This is a genomic window from Flammeovirga yaeyamensis, from assembly GCF_018736045.1.
Classification (GTDB): Bacteria; Bacteroidota; Bacteroidia; order Cytophagales; family Flammeovirgaceae; genus Flammeovirga; species Flammeovirga yaeyamensis.
Genome location: NZ_CP076132.1, coordinates 3747044 through 3764066 on the forward strand (window position 1 = coordinate 3747044; position 17023 = coordinate 3764066).

17 protein-coding genes are annotated in these 17023 nt (G+C 33.3%); 12 read left to right on the forward strand and 5 right to left on the reverse strand.

Features of this window, described 5'->3' with window-relative positions; all coding sequences use genetic code 11:
- Nucleotides 1-15: 15 nt before the first annotated feature.
- Together KMW28_RS14715 and KMW28_RS14720 are read left to right on the forward strand one after the other, a co-directional pair.
- A complete protein-coding gene (locus tag KMW28_RS14715; RefSeq protein WP_169665219.1) occupies nucleotides 16-444 on the forward strand; it encodes a hypothetical protein in 429 nt (142 codons plus the stop codon).
- Nucleotides 441-2156, forward strand: a complete 1716-nt coding sequence (locus KMW28_RS14720) for an arylsulfatase (RefSeq protein ID WP_169665220.1) — start codon at nucleotides 441-443, stop codon at nucleotides 2154-2156. Before KMW28_RS14715 ends, KMW28_RS14720 begins: the two co-directional genes overlap by 4 nt.
- Nucleotides 2157-2310: 154 nt before the next feature.
- Here KMW28_RS14720 and rplS read toward each other — a convergent pair whose 3' ends face one another.
- Nucleotides 2311-2664, reverse strand: a complete 354-nt coding sequence (rplS, locus tag KMW28_RS14725) for a 50S ribosomal protein L19 (protein WP_066205370.1) — start codon at nucleotides 2662-2664, stop codon at nucleotides 2311-2313.
- Between the two features lie 403 nt (nucleotides 2665-3067).
- Nucleotides 3068-3850 carry a DUF1295 domain-containing protein gene (locus KMW28_RS14730; RefSeq protein WP_169665221.1) on the reverse strand — a complete coding sequence of 261 codons (783 nt, stop codon included), beginning with the start codon at nucleotides 3848-3850 and terminating at the stop codon, nucleotides 3068-3070.
- Nucleotides 3851-3999: 149 nt separating this feature from the next.
- Between KMW28_RS14730 and KMW28_RS14735 the strand changes: the two genes are divergently transcribed.
- The 5 genes from KMW28_RS14735 (at nucleotide 4000) to KMW28_RS14755 (ending at nucleotide 8951) form a co-directional block, all read left to right on the forward strand.
- The gene (locus KMW28_RS14735; RefSeq protein WP_084005722.1) at nucleotides 4000-4545 is read left to right on the forward strand and encodes an RNA polymerase sigma-70 factor; all 546 of its coding nucleotides are present in this window, start codon (nucleotides 4000-4002) and stop codon (nucleotides 4543-4545) included.
- 42 nt (nucleotides 4546-4587) lie between these two features.
- Nucleotides 4588-5562: a FecR family protein gene (locus tag KMW28_RS14740; RefSeq protein WP_169665222.1), complete on the forward strand. Its 975-nt coding sequence runs from the start codon at nucleotides 4588-4590 to the stop codon at nucleotides 5560-5562.
- Entirely contained in the window at nucleotides 5562-7475 is a 1914-nt protein-coding gene (locus tag KMW28_RS14745) for a hypothetical protein (protein ID WP_169665223.1), read from the forward strand. Before KMW28_RS14740 ends, KMW28_RS14745 begins: the two co-directional genes overlap by 1 nt.
- Before the next feature lie 539 nt (nucleotides 7476-8014).
- On the forward strand, nucleotides 8015-8155 hold the full coding sequence (locus KMW28_RS14750; protein WP_169665224.1) for a hypothetical protein: 141 nt from the start codon (nucleotides 8015-8017) through the stop codon (nucleotides 8153-8155).
- 25 nt (nucleotides 8156-8180) lie between these two features.
- Complete coding sequence (locus tag KMW28_RS14755) at nucleotides 8181-8951, forward strand: head GIN domain-containing protein (protein WP_169665225.1); 771 nt, start codon at nucleotides 8181-8183, stop codon at nucleotides 8949-8951.
- 88 nt (nucleotides 8952-9039) lie between these two features.
- Here KMW28_RS14755 and KMW28_RS14760 read toward each other — a convergent pair whose 3' ends face one another.
- Nucleotides 9040-10056 carry a helix-turn-helix transcriptional regulator gene (locus KMW28_RS14760; RefSeq protein ID WP_066205357.1) on the reverse strand — a complete coding sequence of 339 codons (1017 nt, stop codon included), beginning with the start codon at nucleotides 10054-10056 and terminating at the stop codon, nucleotides 9040-9042.
- A 65-nt stretch (nucleotides 10057-10121) separates the two neighbouring features.
- Here KMW28_RS14760 and KMW28_RS14765 point away from each other — a divergent pair, with 65 nt between their 5' ends.
- Nucleotides 10122-11225, forward strand: a complete 1104-nt coding sequence (locus KMW28_RS14765) for a hypothetical protein (protein ID WP_169665226.1) — start codon at nucleotides 10122-10124, stop codon at nucleotides 11223-11225.
- A gap of 202 nt (nucleotides 11226-11427) precedes the next feature.
- Nucleotides 11428-11955, forward strand: coding sequence for an AAA family ATPase (locus tag KMW28_RS14770; protein WP_169665227.1), 528 nt, complete (start codon nucleotides 11428-11430; stop codon nucleotides 11953-11955).
- Between the two features lie 108 nt (nucleotides 11956-12063).
- Here KMW28_RS14770 and manA read toward each other — a convergent pair whose 3' ends face one another.
- Nucleotides 12064-13269, reverse strand: coding sequence for a mannose-6-phosphate isomerase, class I (manA, locus tag KMW28_RS14775; RefSeq protein ID WP_169665228.1), 1206 nt, complete (start codon nucleotides 13267-13269; stop codon nucleotides 12064-12066).
- A gap of 349 nt (nucleotides 13270-13618) precedes the next feature.
- Between manA and KMW28_RS14780 the strand changes: the two genes are divergently transcribed.
- The 3 genes from KMW28_RS14780 (at nucleotide 13619) to KMW28_RS14790 (ending at nucleotide 15935) form a co-directional block, all read left to right on the forward strand.
- Entirely contained in the window at nucleotides 13619-14341 is a 723-nt protein-coding gene (locus KMW28_RS14780) for a tRNA1(Val) (adenine(37)-N6)-methyltransferase (protein WP_169665229.1), read from the forward strand.
- Nucleotides 14338-15354 carry a helix-turn-helix transcriptional regulator gene (locus KMW28_RS14785; RefSeq protein WP_169665230.1) on the forward strand — a complete coding sequence of 339 codons (1017 nt, stop codon included), beginning with the start codon at nucleotides 14338-14340 and terminating at the stop codon, nucleotides 15352-15354. Before KMW28_RS14780 ends, KMW28_RS14785 begins: the two co-directional genes overlap by 4 nt.
- A gap of 134 nt (nucleotides 15355-15488) precedes the next feature.
- The gene (locus KMW28_RS14790; RefSeq protein ID WP_169665231.1) at nucleotides 15489-15935 is read left to right on the forward strand and encodes a hypothetical protein; all 447 of its coding nucleotides are present in this window, start codon (nucleotides 15489-15491) and stop codon (nucleotides 15933-15935) included.
- 281 nt (nucleotides 15936-16216) lie between these two features.
- On the opposite strand, the gene KMW28_RS14795 is transcribed toward KMW28_RS14790, so the two are convergent.
- Nucleotides 16217-17014 carry a class I SAM-dependent methyltransferase gene (locus KMW28_RS14795; RefSeq protein ID WP_169665232.1) on the reverse strand — a complete coding sequence of 266 codons (798 nt, stop codon included), beginning with the start codon at nucleotides 17012-17014 and terminating at the stop codon, nucleotides 16217-16219.
- Nucleotides 17015-17023: the final 9 nt, after the last annotated feature.

The window sequence follows — 17023 nt, forward strand, 5'->3', positions numbered from 1 at the left end:
AAAAATTATTCGCATATGTTTTTTAGTAAACACCTTAAACTATTCCTCCTTATTGGAGGGATAGTTACTATGTTGGCCTCCTTTTATTTTATCAATCCCGCACTTGCCTTATCAATGTTCAACAAACTCCCTTATGATGGTAAATATCTATTTATCATCAGACACTGGGGAGTAATGGTAGGTGTTATGGGCTTTATGATTGTACTTTCGGCCTACCTCCCCTCTTGGAGAAAACCCATTATGATTTTCTCATTTATTGAAAAATCGGGAATGGTTTTTCTTTACATCGAGAATTCTTTCCAAACTGAAACAGCATTTTTAAACGCCTACTTTATTCCTTTTGCTTTAACCGATATCCTAATAGTCACCTATACAATTTTCTATTGGAAAGAACTATTAGTCGACAAGCCTTTAATGATTAAATCAATACTTAAAAAATTATGAAGAAAATCTACATTATTCTCCCATTATTTCTGATGCTCTTTTCTGGCTGTAGTTTACTTCAACAGAAAGATCAGATTAATCGACCTAATATTGTTTTAATTATAGCAGATGATCTAGGGTTTAGTGATTTAGGTATCTATGGAAGTGAAATACAAACACCAAACATCGATTTATTAGCATCTTCTGGAGTTCAGTTTACAAATTTCCACGCCGGTGCAGCATGTTCGCCAACAAGAACAATGTTGCTTACTGGAGTAGATAATCACTTGGCTGGTCTTGGAAATATGTTAGAAATTCAATCCGAAAATCAATTGGGTAAATCGGGTTATGAGGGTCATTTAAACCAAAATGTAACCACTATTGCAAGTTGGTTAAATCAAAGTGGTTATCATACGTATATGGCTGGAAAATGGCACTTGGGCAAAATACCTCAAACAAGACCTTATGCTCAAGGTTTTGATCAATCTTTTGCCTTAATGGAAAGCGGAGCTGATAATTGGGAATTAAAATCATATGCTCCTCTTTATCAAGAAATTCATTTTTATGAAAACAAGAAACGCATCAATGAACTACCTGAGGACTATTTTTCATCCGATTATTTCACTTCAAAAGTGATTGAATACATTTCTAAACAAGAAGACAATTCTCCTTTTTTCGCCTACTTAAGTTTTCAGGCCGTTCACATGCCGCATCAAGCGCCAAAATCGTATATTGATAAATATAATGGTGTATACGATAAGGGTTGGGAACAGGTAAGGAGAAACCGTTTACAGAAACAAATAGAGAACAATGTGGTGTTACCTTCCACAACATTAAATGCTACATTTGAAGAAACTACGCAACCTAATTGGAAATTAAGTCCTTGGAACAAACTAAGTGATAGAGAGAAGAAATATAGTGCTAGACAAATGCAAACCTATGCCGGCATGGTCGACAACATGGACTATAATATCGGTCGATTGGTGTCTTATCTTAAAGAAACAGGACAGTATGAAAATACCATTTTCATCTTTATGTCAGATAATGGAGCAGACCCAAATGACCTTTCAAAAAATGAGGCATTTTCCAAATGGTACAAACAGCAATATGAATATGTTTCTATAGACGATTACGATGAAACCTTTTCTCAGATTGGACAAAAAGGATCATATTCTGCTTATGGACCTAATTGGGCTGCCACAGCCAATACTCCCACAAGTTACTTTAAAACATTTTCCAGCGAAGGTGGAATGAGAGTCCCACTAATTATATCTCATCCTAAAGGTTTTAAAAGAAATAAAATAAGTAATGAGTTCATTTATGTGAAAGACATTGCCCCAACTATTTTAGAATTTGCTCAAGTCAATATTGAGCATCAAATAGAAGACAAATTTGAAATCTCTGGGATAAGTCTTCTTGATTACATCCATGGAGATAAAGACTTTGTTCATGAGGAAACCGAATATATTGGATATGAACTCTCTGGAAGTGCTGCCATTTTTAAAGGAGATTTTAAGCTTGCAAATAATCCTGCACCAAAAGGCGATGGCACTTGGAAATTATTCAATATCAAAAATGATCCATCAGAACAAACTGACTTAAGTACCTACTACCCCCAACTCAAAGCGGAAATGCTCATTGCATTTAATAACTATCAAACAGAAAATGGAGTAATTCCAGTACCAAAGGATTACAATCCCATAAAACAGTTAATCATAAACAGTACTAGGTGAGTCTATTAATCACCTAAGTTTTTTTCGATAATAAAACTACTTTTCTTTGAGGAGTAGTTTTTCTTTTTCTGCAAAAATAAGAAAATAAAAAAAGTCAGTCTCCTTAAGGAAACTGACTTTTGTATGTCTTTGGTAAAAAAGCAAAGATAAAAGATTAGAATCTTTTCTCTCTAACTTTAGCAGCCTTACCATAACGACCACGTAAGTAGAATAATCTTGCTCTTCTTACTTTACCTTTTCTCAATACCTCGATCTTGTCGATGTTTGGTGAGTTTAAAGGGAAGATACGCTCTACACCAATACCGTTAGAGATCTTACGTACAGTGAAAGTTTCACCTAAAGAACCCTTGTTACGACGTTGGATAACTGTACCTTGGAACTTTTGAACACGCTCCTTGTTACCCTCTTTAATTTTTACGTATACGTCTACCGTATCACCTGCGCCGAAAGCGGGATGTTTCTCCATGTTGGATGAAAAATCCTTTTCAACTTTTTTAATTAAATCCATTGTTTGATAAAATTTATCGTACAAAATTTTCGAAATGCAAAGATAGAAAAGATAATTTAGAAAAGAAATAAAACTTTGATATTTACTTCGTTAATGAAGCATTATGTTTTTTAAGGTAGCAGGTAGCAGGTAGCAAATTTAACGCTCCTATAAAAAAATATCTTTAGCTAGAACCCATTCTTTGAGTTAGACCACAAAAAGAGGTGGTGCAACCCCTCTTTAATTAACAATTAAGAACTTATTGATTTAATACTATAACTATATCTCAACCACCTCAAGCTACCACTCTTCCCCAAGGAGGGGTGCAACCCCTCCGAGATTCATCGATCCATAGCTATATTCCCATATAGACGTAAGGGCGAATCGCATTCGCCCCAATATTAGACTTCTAATACATTGATAATCAATAAATAAAAGGAAACACCACTTTCCTATCCTTCGGAAAATCATCAAACTTTTTGATATACCACTCGTAATGATCTCTTGCTCTTGGTAACAAATTAGCGAGGGTCCATATCAAGAAACTAAGTGATGCATAGTTAGGTACAATGAGAAAAAAGCCGGTCCATTCTATAATTTCTCCAAATAGGTTGGGAGAAGCTACTTTATCAAATAAAAATCCTTTAGGAATAACGTAATGACTCTCTCCTGGCTTTCTTAATGACAGAAGTATATTATCAGATTTTATATTGATGTACATTCCCAAGATAAAGAGGACTACCCCTACCCAAATCCACCAATCGGTCATCACATTTGTTTCATGGAATGATAAAAATATCCCGTTCAAAGATCCATTGATAATGTTAAAGAAAACAGCGGACGACATGATAATGACGGGCATTTTCTTTTTATTATTTTGCATTCTAAATGGAAAAACACATGCTCTATTATAATAGTGAATGCTCCAAAGAAACATTGCGATATAAGACCAAGAATTAAATATAGGTGTATGATTGCTTCCCCATAAAAAACCAATCCATAAAAATACAGGAGATATTATTTCCATAATAAACCACCCCCAACTATTGGAAATCAAAGGGCCCCAATCTGATCTAGTGTGTCGACCAAAAGGAGCGGTTACTCTACCAAAAAATAAGCATAGAAATGTAATGATTCCTAAAATAATCCATCCATAAGAAATAAAGAAAAAGGTATCGAATGAGGAGAGGGTGTTTAAAAAAATCATGAATATAACTTTGCTTTTAATGTTTGTTATCATGTAAATGTAATAAATATTGAATATACTTATATTGCATTCAGAAGATCACAAAAACTAAATGCATTCGTGAGAACTATGTTCTTACTTAGCTATAATTCGAATTAAAAATAGTAGTCTTGATACAAGAAATCATTACGAAAGATCAGTTCGAGGAGATGTTTAGAGCACAATATCCTAAGCTTTGTGCCTATGCAAATACGTTCCTTAAAGACATGCAAGCATCAGAAGATGTGGTTCATGATGTATTAATTAAGCTTTGGGAACAAAGAGAACAAATTGATATTGACCTCTCTTTAGATGCTTATCTTTTTCGAGCTGTAAGAAATAAATGTCTGAATGTTATTAGACACTCTGAAGTGAAAGAGAATTATAAAGTTCAAATGGAACATAATTCCTCTTCACAACATGTAGAAGAAGACCTTGAAGCTTCAGAATTGGATACTAAAATCCAATCAGCAATACAAAGCATGCCTGATAAAAGGAAGAATATCTTTTTATTAAGCAGGTTTGAAGGGCTCAAGTATTCTGAAATTGCCGATCAATTAAATATTAGTGTGAAGACGGTTGAAAACCAAATGTCGTCCGCTTTAAAGTATTTAAAATCAGAACTTTCCTCATTTATATCTATAATTATCGCATTTTTCATCATTTTTTTTGATTAAAGAATAGGGGGAAAAGAATAATGAGGTGTCATAAAAGTAACTATGGAAGAGAACCAAAAAATAGAAGATATATTAATCGCTAAACACTTGGCAGGTGATATTTCCTTTGAGGAGGAATTACAGCTGGATGCTTGGGTGAAGAAAAGCGAAGAAAACCAACTTCATTTCGAAGGAATGAAAGCGGTTTGGGAAGCAACACAGCCCGGAAAAGTTTCGGCAGCTGTTGATGTGGACAAAGCTTGGAATAAGTTTTCTGAGGAAATTGAGACTAAAAAGGGGAAAACAATTCAGTTTACTCCTTGGCAAATGGTATCGGCGGCTGTTGCTGCAATGCTTGTTATATTTTTCGGAGTACGCTTTTTCCAACAATCCAATACAACGGTTGTGGATGATGTACAACGTTTCGCCACAACTACCTCTACCCTATTGGATACTTTAAATGATGGATCTGTCATCACTTTAAATCAGGAAAGTGCATTGGCCGTACAATCTTTTGATGGTAACTCCAGAGAAATGACTTTGGATGGAGAAGCTTATTTTGAAGTGGCTCACAACGAAGATCAACCATTTATTGTTCATACTAAGTATGGAGACGTTACTGTTTTGGGAACTAAATTCAACGTAAATACTTTAGACAACAAAGTAACAGTTACAGTAACCGATGGACTAGTAAAACTAACCGCTCCAAACAAAAAGTATGTTTTACTTCCAAAAGGGAAACAAGGTATTTACGCTTCAGGACAAGCCGTTCCTCTCAAAAATGAAGTGAATGTAGTCAATGAAATGTTCTGGAAACATCAAAAATTAGAATTTAAAAACGCAGAATTTCAAGAGGTCGTAAAATCAATTGAAAAAGCTTATGATGTGAAAATTGAGGTGAATAACGAAAACCTTTACCATAAAGAAGTTACAAGTTCATTTGACCATGAATCCATAGAGGGTGTTTTACAAGTAATGGAAGCAACCTTAAACTTGAGAGTACAGAAAACAGCAGACAAACAATATTTAATTGATTAATGAAAAACAAGATATTTAGACTATTAACTTTCTTTATTTTCATTTCTACTTCAATAATTGCTGCAGATACTGAAAGTTTATTAAATAGAGTCATAAGCATAAACATAAGAAATGAACCAATAGAGGATGCACTTGAAATTATCAGTGATAAAGGAGGTTTTTTGTTTTCTTACAACTCTTCTATCATCGATAAAAATCAATTGATCTCTAAAAGGATTCAGAACAAAACTATTGAGAATATTCTTTATGATATACTTGGAGATTCCTATGAGTTTAGACAAGTAGGAAATTCTCATATCATCATAAGGGAAGCATTTACACTAACAATTCGCCCTATGGAGGATCGAAAGCGATTAACTCCTGCGGAACAAGAAAGACTTAAAGAAGACATTCCTCTTATAGGTAAAGTACTTGATGAAAAAACAGGTAAAGGAATCGAAAATGTAGTCGTATACGATAGTAGAAGAAAACTACTTACCTTAACTGATTCCACTGGTTATTATCGCTTAGATATTCCTGTCGAACAACTAAATGAAGGGGTCTTTTTTAGAGGTCGTGGGTATTACGATACCATGGTACAATTTGACCCTGACAAAGAAGCCAAGTTTATAAAATACAATGTTAACCTTACTCCTTATCTAGACCAACCTGGCCCTATTGATAAGGATTTTACGCTTACTGCAACAAACCCTCATACTTTAGGTTTAGTTCAGAAATTAGTTCCGACTAAAGTCGATGTTATTTCCAATAATATCGAGCAAGTGGAAACTAGGGTATTTCAATTTACCTTCGTTCCATTTTTAAGCAATACCAATTTCTTAGGTGGTTCTTACGAAAACCGTTTATCAATAAATACATTTGTAGGCTATTCTGCAGGTGTAAAAGGACTTGAAATCGGCGGTTTTGTGAACATCAATCGATTCAATATGAGAGGTATGCAAGTCGGTGGCTTGGTCAATATTGTAGGGGGTAATGTCAACGGTTTTCAAGTAGGCGGTATCTCTAACTATAACCTAGGTAAAGTAAACGGTGTAAACTTTGGTGGTATTCTGAATGTTGCAAAAGACACTGTATTAGGTATACACGTAGGTGGTATTGCCGATTTAACCTTAAAGAAAACAACCGGAATCCAAATTGGAGGTATTGTATCCACCTCTGTCGAGGAAACTAATGGTATTCAAATTGGCGGTATATATTCTTATGCTGAAAAATTCAATGGTATTCAAATAGGTGGTATTACCAACACAACAATAAAAAATTCGAACGGCATGCAGATGTCGGGTATCTACAACTATGGACAAAAACTAAGAGGAATGCAGGTTGCTGGTATTTCAAATACAGTAACTGATACCATTAGTGGTGTTCAATTAGCCGGAATTTACAATTACGCCAAGAATATGAATGGTGTACAAATTGGTTTGGTCAACTCTGCAAAACGAGGAAAGAACGCTTTCCCTATTGGACTTTTTGCGTGGTATGACGATGGGTATCACTCTGCCGGTATAGAAGTAGACGAAACCACTTGGGCCAATTTCTATTTCCGTTCAGGATCAAGAAAGCTGTATAATTACTTTCAAGTGAAATACAACTTTGGAAACGAATACCACCCTGAAGGTATAGGTGTAGGTTATGGCTTTGGTACATTCCTTATGAAAAGATTAAACTTCGAAGCGGGTGCCGTATTTAGCATGACTACAGATTATGATGATTGGACTTCCTTCTATGTAAATACTAAAATTAGATACGTTCAACCTATCGGAAAACACTTCAATATTTTAGTTGGCCCTACAGTAAATTGGAGTCCAGAAATAGATGGAAGAAGAATGACTGTGCCTCCTCACCTTTGGAAAAATGAATTCGAAAGCGGGCCGTTGTGGATATCGGCGAACTTTGGATTGCAGTTTACGTGGTAGGCAAAGTCTGGTGAGGAATATGGTATTCTGATAAAATATTAATACCCTAGGGTTTCTACTCTGGGGTTGTTTTTTTTAAAGTAAGAGGGAATAAGTAATAACTAATAAAGAAAGCTGGCGCAAATGTTAAGCGAAGCGACATTTGTGCCTAATAACGTTAGAGGTCTCCTGATCTCGGTTTTAATTAAGAGTTAGGAATTAGCAGTTAGGAGCTAGGAATTAGGAGTTGCTGAATTTACGCTCCCTCTACATTACGTGAGCACAAGTTTGGAAACATACTCTAGTCATCAAAAAAATCTTATTTAAACCCATACTATCCTTCACGAACCACTAACATTTCACGTTTTTCATTTTTAACTTTTCATTTTTAATTTTAAAAATCGCTATTCACTTTTACCCCTATCTCAACATTTCACATCTCTCATTTTTAACTTTTCATTTTTTCTTAAAAAAATCTGACTTTAAAATAGGGGTAAACCTCTTCCAAAGGGTCATGTTATTGAAAGCACGATAAAAATCCACTTTTAATAAGTTATTTGATGAAAAATAAAAGAAAAAATACCACTTATAGATATCAATCATTATTTGAAATTGCTCAAAAGAATTTCACTAAAGTAGAGAAAGAAGAGTTTCAAAAAACGTATCAATCTATTCTAAAACAAATCGAAATCTGTTCATAACATCTAATTATAAATTGACAAACTAATGAAAAAGCTATATACATACCTATCCATTTTCACGATATTCTTCCTTTCAAGTTGTGGAGTAGTCACTAAAAAAGCTGAGGGACCTATTATTGAAAAACAATTATTCTTAGATGCATTCGAAAGCATTAATGTAAAAGGGTCTATGAATGTTTTTGTGACCTACGGTGAAGAAGTGGAAGTTAGAGTCACAGGAGAAGAAGAAGCAGTAAATTCTTTAAATACTTCTGTATCAGGTAAAAATTGGGATATTCAATTTGGAAGACTTTTTAGTGATCACTCAGTAAAAGTATATATCACCTCTCCATTTTTAAAGAAAGCTTCAATTAGCAGTTCAGGAGATCTTGATATTGATAGAGTGGTCCAACCTTATTTTACAGTTAATTCATCTTCTAGTGGACAAATAAGAATTCAAGATGTTTCAGATGTTTCCGAAGAGTTGAGTGTTAAGACTACTTCGTCTGGAAATATTGAAATCGAAAATGTTACTGCAGAAAAAGTAAATGCAGAGATTAGTAGCAGTGGCAGTATCACATTATATGGTAAGTCACAGCAACTAACGGGTGCACTTTCATCTTCAGGAAGACTAAAAGCTGAAAACCTTGAGGTGGATCATGGTAAATTTACGATCTCATCTTCAGGAAGTGTATATACACATACCAATAAAACTTTAATTGGTCGATTATCATCAAGTGGTAGTTTGTATTACAGAGGTAACCCAAGTTTTGATGTAAACACATCCTCATCGGGAAGTTTGAAAAAAATGGATTAGAAAATAATTCTTTAAAATTGAAGTTATCAACATAGTTTATTCACATATGTTGATAACTTCAATTCATATTACAACAAATGTGAATAACTTATTTGATTTTATACTGTTCCACCATCGACTTAGGAGAAACACCATAAAAGTTTTTAAACGCATCCGAGAATTTTGATAAGCCTTTATAGCCTAAATTTTGTGACACTTCGGTGACAGTCAGCCCTTTCTCTACCAAAAGCTCTCTCGCATTCTGCATTCTCATTTTATTATAAAACTGATATACAGGAACCCCAAATTCGGTTTTAAAATCACGAATCAATTTAGAGCGGCTTAAACCAAACTCCTTGCAGATATCTTCTAATGTAGGAGGATTTGATAAATCACTACAAATATATTCCTTCACCTCAAACATTCTTTTAGTATCTTGACTAGACAAGTTATTTACGTCTTCGAAGTTACGGTTGGACATATGTTTTAACACTTCTCCCACCAAATCGATTGCATTTCCGTAGATTTTAAAATTACGGAATTGGTATTCTTCAGTTTGACTAAAAATGTCATGAAGGGCTTGAGAAATGGTATAATTCACCGGTTCAAACAATAGCCAAGGTTTATCGGATAATAAAAACTCTTTAAAACCTTTAGGTACCTCTTCTAATAACTCTAATATGAATGATTTTTTAACGACTAAACTTACCCACTCTGATTTAATATTTTTTTCTCCAATGTTAGTCAATGAGTTCATAAAGTTTGTGATCACCACCCCTTGATGACTGTCTTTCCCAAATAAAGAAATTGTCTCTTCGTTTTTAAACATATGATGTACCGCCCCGCTTTTGTGGATCACAAAGAATATATAATTTTTCTGTACATCACTGGGTATATGTTCAACACTTACTTTTTCGTTTAAATTACACCTTTGAACGACCAATCTTAATTGATCGAAATGTGTAAATCGATGAAAAAGCACATCGCCTACGCGATTATGTATTTTAAGTACTTTTTCGTTATGCAGCAGTTCTCCTCCTGCCTGATTCATTAATTGTTCAAAGAAAGTGTAGTTATCTTTATGGTCTATCGTATAATGATATTTAATATCTTGATCTGTAGACATAGAGTATTATCAGGGTATGTATATTTGTATTTTAGGTATGTGTCGTAAAATTAAGAATTTCTACAATGAAAGAAGATAAATTAATAGTATTTGATAAAATCATCCATCGAAAACCTAAGAAAAATCCTAAGACTCCTACCGACAAATTAACAAAGCTATGGCAAGAGGTTGAAAAGAAAAACAGAAGAAATAAACGACTTTATAATGATTTTAAATCACTTTTAAAGGAATATAATCAGTTTGTTAGTACCTCTCATAAGACCTATATAGAACAAATTAAATCTACTTTAGAGCATTTATTTTTTATCAAAAAGACGACCACTCTAAGTAATAAGCAATTCGAGATCTATCAATTAATTACTCAAAATTTAATGATGTCTGCTTTATCTTCTCCTTATGTTTATGAAACTAATGTTCACCGCTTAATCCCGGAATATTATCAATCTATAGAAAGTAATCAACACAGTAGAAGTAAATCTCAATTGATGAAAGAGTTGAAGCAAAGTATACTATATGAATTAAAATTCAGATCAAGATCAATCGACAATATAGAAGATTATATTACTGCTCAGGATTGGGAGTATTTGATAGAAAACCCAGATAAAGTGGATGCATTCTACGAAAAAAAAATCGCCCCGATTCTAATAGAAAAAGAAAAAAACAAGGCCATAAAAAGGCATAAAGAAGAAGAAAAATCAGTAACAAAGCGTACAACTATATATATCGATTCTTTAAATAAAATCTATAAAGCCTTGGCAAAAAAATTGCATCCTGATTTGGTACAAGACGATAATGTAAAACAGGATAGGCATCTTAAGATGTCAGAAATTATTAAAGCAAAAAATAACAACGACCTGTTTACACTCATCGTTTTTTATCAGAAATACGTTGCAGATGCAATAAATATTGGTCAACATGAAATAGAGCATATTTTGGAATCCTTGCAATCTAAATCTGATACTTTAGATCGTGAAAAAGAAGAGTTTCTTCATAGTAAGTTAGAGCAATATGTCTTTTCAAACTATACCGGATTACATGGGAATGGAATTCGAAAACATTCTTTGGCTATGAAAGAGAAGTTTCAGAAATCTACTTATCAACTACGACAACTAAAAGATAAAACTTCTTCCGATCACGAATTGAAGCAATATCTACAGACTTTAATGTAATTTTTTTAATAATAAAATCAGCTTGTCAGTTCCCCTTAAAATTGAACATTTAGCAGAAACAGATGAGTTTCTGCCAATAATAAGTAACATTTAATATGTTTATTGGAATTTTAAACTAACAAAAACAGTTTTCTAAGTACTGTAACTATTATTCTATTCAATTTTAGCTGACAACCTAATTTAGATTAGTGTTGTTTAACGTATGCACAATTCAGAAGTAAAAAAAATATTGATCACCGGTCCTGAATCGACAGGGAAAAGTACGTTGGCTCATCAACTTGCAGAGTGGTACGACACTCTTTGGGTGAATGAATATGCAAGAGATTATCTTGAGCAATTAAACCGGCCATATGTACAAAAAGATTTGGTTGTTATCGCTAAAAAGCAATTTGAGATTCAGAATATCAACTTCGAATTGGCCAATCGATTTTTATTCTGCGATACTGGCTTAGAAGTCATCAAAGTATGGTCGGAATTTAAATATCAACAATGTGATTTTTGGATTCTAGATCATTTAGACCAACAAAAATTTGATGCTGTATTTTTAATGGATGTCGATCTGCCATGGGAATATGATGAATACAGAGAAACACCAAACATAGAAACTAGAAAACAGCTACTAGAAAGCTATAAAGAAGAATTAAAAAATACTTATGGAGTATATCACCTCATCAATGGTAACATGATTGAACGATTTGAGAAGATGAAGGACATTTTGCATAAGCTTTAATAAAAAGGGTTGAATCATATTATTAGTCTTGTATGGACGTTTTACTACAACGTCCAAATACGAGAATAATTTTTGATTCAACCCTTTATACTGTATATAAAAATATAATTACGCTACAGGAGCAGTCGCTTTAAATAAAACGGCCTTATCTGTTGTTGTAATTGTATAATCAGCATCTACTAATAAAAGAACAACTTCTCCTCTCTTAATAATTACAGAAGTATCTCCTTCCGTCACTGTCGCCTCTCCTTCAGAAACAATAATAATCTGAGCTGTTTTCGCTACGCTCTTGTAATCATCACCTGCTGAAATAGCTACTCTACTTAATTCAAAGTCAGGAGCTGGAGATTTGTAGATTCTTTCGAAACCATCTTCTTGAAGTTCACCTTTCATAATATTAGGAATAGTTTCCTCGAAAGTAACGTGCTTCAATAATTCAGGTACATCAATATGTTTTGGTGTTAAACCTCCTCTTAATACGTTATCAGAGTTGGCCATTAATTCCATATTCTGACCTTCCATGTAAGCGTGTGGTAAACCTGCATCTTGGAAGATAGCATCTCCGATATCTGCTCTAACAATATTAAAGAAGTAGATCGAATAGATACCTCTATCTAAATCTGCTCCTTCTGGATTTAAAGCTACTGATTTAGCCGTCCAGTAATCAGGAGAAGATTTTTCAATTTTATTTTCGTTATATAATGGCATCACACGGTCAACCAACGAACGAAGTTTTTCGTTAATAGTTTCCGCAGAATATTCCATTACTGTTTTGTATAAACCATAATAACCTTCGGCATCAAAGATCTCTACTAAGTCGTTAAACTCTGGTACAGTCACTAATGTCTCTCTTAATTCAGCTTTTGGTTTGAAACCGTGTAATAACCAGAATTCACTTAACGCTACCATAATTTCTGGTTTATGGTTATCGTCTTTGTAATTTCTATGAGAGGCTGTTACAGGAATACCTTCAGCATTTTCTCTAGCAAAACCTTTTTCAGCTTCTACTTTTGTAGGGTGTACTTGAATTGAAAGCACATCCTTAACATCAAGAACTTTAAATAAGAAAGGTAAACGACCGAATTTATCGTTAATATATTTACCAATAGTAGCCTCTGGATTAGACTTAATCATTTCATTTAAGAATTGATCATCGCCCACTTTCGCTGGAGCATTATCATGTGCGCCCATCCAATATTCTGCATATGGTTGATCTTCTTTCTCAATACCGATCATTTCAGGAATAAAATTGGCACCGCCCCAAGCATAGTTTTGTACTTTTCCTTTAATAGGAAATAATTTTGTAGTAGACATTATTTTGACTGTTGATTTATTTACAATCACTAGAATTGTTATTGTTCTAGCATATAGTTAAGTAGTAATTCTGAATTTGGTGAAAGTTAATTTTGATAATGAGACGAGATGTCCTTATCGAATTAGTCACTGCATTCGGTTGCAAAAATAATAATAATAACGTATCAAACTATTTAACAAAACCTTATAACTCGGAAATATTCTATCGATTTAAAAAATCCTATAATTTAAATTTCATTTCAAATTCTTGATGCTTTGTTAAGTTCCTCAAAAAATAAGAATGGAATAAAGGATTTAAATTTGTTTTTTGGGATATTGAAAATGTAGTTCGTTTTATAATTTCAAATTGATGAGTAAGTACGCCTTATTTCAGTTTAAAGAGTTTTCTGTGAATCAGGAAAAATGTGCAATGAAAATTGGAACAGACGCCATTCTGTTAGGTGCTTGGGCAACAAGTTCTATGGAAAATCCAAAAGTATTAGATATTGGTTGTGGTTCTGGATTAATCAGTTTGATGTTAGCACAGAGATTTAAAGATGCAGAAGTGACAGGGATAGATATTGATGAGGGAGCCTTCGAACAATCGAAAGAAAACTTTATGAATAGTCCTTGGAGTAATCGACTTGATGCTCAAATAGGTGATTTTAGAACCGCTGCTTTTTCTACTTCTTTTGATTTAATAGTTTCCAATCCACCTTATTTTGAAAATGCATTAAAAGCAGAAACAAAAGAACGTAATCTAGCTAGACACACAGATAGTCTTAGTTTACATCAGTTAATCGAAAAGGTAAGTAAATTACTCTCTAACGATGGAACATTTTGTATGGTCTACCCTATCGAGGCTTTGGATGAAATTATTTCTTTAGCAGAATTACATCAATTAAATATTTCTGATTTAAGAATTGTCCATCATAATGCTCACAAAAAAGCGAAACGTTTATTGATTGCTTTACAGAAAAAAGCCATCAATAATAAAATAGAAGGAAAACCTTTTTATATAAGAGCGAATCACAACAACGATTACTCGGAAGAATATCAAAACCTCACCAAAAGTTTTCATCCTTTCCTATGAAAAAAGATAATAAAAGAATCTTGTATTTCGATTCTACAAGTTTCGATCGAACGTATTCTAAACTTCAAAAAGACCTTGGAGGAGAACTTCTTGAGCGTCAATTTATATTGAATGATCCTGAGATTGGACAGATGTATCTAGAGTATTTTGATATAGGAGCACCTTTTCAATTAAGTATTAATTATTGTCATATAACACAAGATCTATATGTAAAGGATACGAATGAATCCGAAACTACTCAATTGTTTATATTATTCATGAGAAAAAACTCTAGCATAAAAATTAGTGATTATGCTAGTGATGAAATGCATTTAGGGGCTAGAGGTGTAAAATACAATATCATGCTTCGTCAGAATCAGAAGGATGTTTTTATTGACATTGATAAAGATGAAGAAATGTTCTGGATTGGCATGAGGATGGACTTGGACAAAATAGGTCCACTTATCAATATTAATAAGAAAGATTCTGATGAGTTTATAGATTACTTATTAAACCAAAACTATTACGAGGAAAGTAATACTGAACTGGAAAGTATTGTTGAAGAACTGTTTCATGCACAAAAACTGACAATTGGAAGAAATGCTATTATTGGAGGACTAGGTCTACAATTAATGGGTAAACTTCTGATAAAGCTATTTGAACATAAAAAAAAGAAGCTAGAGAATAAGATTTCAGAAGAAACCCTCACAAAATATTTCGAGATTAAAGACTATATCTTGAGCGATTATAACAATATACCTACTACCAAGGATATTGCTTTAAAATTCGGTATTGGAGAGACTAAACTAAAAGAAGATTTTAAAAAAGTATTCGATCAATCTATTTTCTCATTTATAACCAGCCATAGAATGATGGATGCTCACCGTTTATTAAGAAGTACCGATGATTTAATTGGTGACATCTCTAAAGAAGTGGGTTATAGTCATTTATCAAAATTCACAGGTGCTTTCAAAAAATATTATGGGTATACACCTTCAGAATTAAGGGGATCGAAGCGAATTAAACATTTTTAATATCATCCGACAAAATTGGTAAACATTACGACCGAATTAGTAAATCCAAACCAAAACATTGCCGTTTTCAGTATTGTGTTTAGAGCAAAACAATAAAATGCTCACCTAATCATAAAAACAAAACTGAGAATATAATGAAATTTTTACACAACTTATCTGCACTTTTCATCGCTATGGTCGTTTTTGCTTCATGCTCAAACAATAACGACGAAGTAGATGCAACTCCAGAATTTGCAACAATCGACATCACAAACGTAGAAGATGGACAGATGTTCACAATTGGAGAAGAGGCCGTTATCGAAACTACCTTATATATCCCTGAAGGTACAATCGAAACACCTCAATTAGTTTTCACTTATGCTGAAACTAATGAAACTGTAACTGTTGACTTAATTGGTCAAATCCCAGAAATTGCAGGTGAACAAACTGTAAACCTTTCTGCTACTATTACACCATCTGCAGCAGGTATGTATGAATTACAAGCACAATTCTATCACTCAAGTGATGCAGAAGGTGCTCAAAATATTATTACATCTGAGGAGTATAATGTTGCTTCAGGCGCATTCCTTCCAGTAGAGTAATCAAAGATTAAAATCAGGGTTATTAAATTATAGTGAATTAAGATATAGACCTAGCAGTATTACTGTCTAGGTCTTTTTTCTTTTTATATCCAAGTAAGTACAGTTGCAATAGAGCTTACTTGTTATAAATAGTATCATTAGGTAAGGACGTTTCATTGAAACGTCCTTTCTTGTATTAGTACGTTCGTTATAGAGAATACAAAGACGAACTTTCCAAGTTGATATTATGTACAGTTATTTTACCTATGTAAAATGTACGGACATTTTACTAAACGCCTCCTCTAGTATTTTTCTACTAAATAAAACCCGCAAGTCGTTACAAAATTTCTTACCCAAGGTATATCTCCTAAAATAGGAATCTTCTTTCTTGGTTTTAATCCAAATTTATACTCATAAATAGGATTGATAAAATAATGAGTTTTCTCTTTCACTTTAAATTGCTGACGTTTACAAATTCTTTCGAAACGCTCTAAAGAAATTCCCGTGGCTTTTATATCCATCAGTTCTTTTACCAACCCTTTACTCACATCTCCATTATCTAAAATGAATTTGTAAAGAAAAGAAGGTAATAAATGATAGTAAGGTAGTTTTGATAGCAATTTGCTTTCAACAATTTGTTGATGACCTCCGAAAGGCATTTGCCAAGGTGGAAAACCGAAAAAGATTTTTCCGTGCTCTTTTAAAAAGGAACGGAAATAATGGATAATTTTTTCCTGATCAGGAATATGTTCGATGACATCTTTAAGAACAATTAAATCGAATTTTTCTCCGAAATCTTTTTCTACATCAATATCATAAACATTCTTACCAATAATTTGTGCCTGACCTTTATCAATAAAGTCTTTTAGAAAAACATTGGCTAACTCCACTCTAGGCATGCTGAGTTCAACACCTACACCAAAACATCCTTTTTCTAAAAAGGCTTTCAGAACGCCACCTTCACCACATCCAACCTCAAGTACTCTTAAATTGGGTGTAATTTTTAGCGATTGCTCAATAAATGGAAGTACATATTTATTGGCATTATCAGTTTGTATATTAAAATAGACTTCTTTGTCCTTATGAAAATCAAAAGCCATTGTTGTTTG

Coding starts and splice junctions, on each gene's coding strand:
- KMW28_RS14715 (WP_169665219.1), top strand. CDS start 16: ATGTTTTTTAGTAAACACCTTAAACTATTCCTCCTTATTGGAGGGATA.
- KMW28_RS14720 (WP_169665220.1), top strand. CDS start 441: ATGAAGAAAATCTACATTATTCTCCCATTATTTCTGATGCTCTTTTCT.
- rplS (WP_066205370.1), bottom strand. CDS start 2,664: ATGGATTTAATTAAAAAAGTTGAAAAGGATTTTTCATCCAACATGGAG.
- KMW28_RS14730 (WP_169665221.1), bottom strand. CDS start 3,850: ATGATTTTTTTAAACACCCTCTCCTCATTCGATACCTTTTTCTTTATT.
- KMW28_RS14740 (WP_169665222.1), top strand. CDS start 4,588: ATGGAAGAGAACCAAAAAATAGAAGATATATTAATCGCTAAACACTTG.
- KMW28_RS14745 (WP_169665223.1), top strand. CDS start 5,562: ATGAAAAACAAGATATTTAGACTATTAACTTTCTTTATTTTCATTTCT.
- KMW28_RS14750 (WP_169665224.1), top strand. CDS start 8,015: ATGAAAAATAAAAGAAAAAATACCACTTATAGATATCAATCATTATTT.
- KMW28_RS14755 (WP_169665225.1), top strand. CDS start 8,181: ATGAAAAAGCTATATACATACCTATCCATTTTCACGATATTCTTCCTT.
- KMW28_RS14760 (WP_066205357.1), bottom strand. CDS start 10,056: ATGTCTACAGATCAAGATATTAAATATCATTATACGATAGACCATAAA.
- KMW28_RS14765 (WP_169665226.1), top strand. CDS start 10,122: ATGAAAGAAGATAAATTAATAGTATTTGATAAAATCATCCATCGAAAA.
- KMW28_RS14770 (WP_169665227.1), top strand. CDS start 11,428: ATGCACAATTCAGAAGTAAAAAAAATATTGATCACCGGTCCTGAATCG.
- manA (WP_169665228.1), bottom strand. CDS start 13,269: ATGTCTACTACAAAATTATTTCCTATTAAAGGAAAAGTACAAAACTAT.
- KMW28_RS14780 (WP_169665229.1), top strand. CDS start 13,619: ATGAGTAAGTACGCCTTATTTCAGTTTAAAGAGTTTTCTGTGAATCAG.
- KMW28_RS14785 (WP_169665230.1), top strand. CDS start 14,338: ATGAAAAAAGATAATAAAAGAATCTTGTATTTCGATTCTACAAGTTTC.
- KMW28_RS14790 (WP_169665231.1), top strand. CDS start 15,489: ATGAAATTTTTACACAACTTATCTGCACTTTTCATCGCTATGGTCGTT.
- KMW28_RS14795 (WP_169665232.1), bottom strand. CDS start 17,014: ATGGCTTTTGATTTTCATAAGGACAAAGAAGTCTATTTTAATATACAA.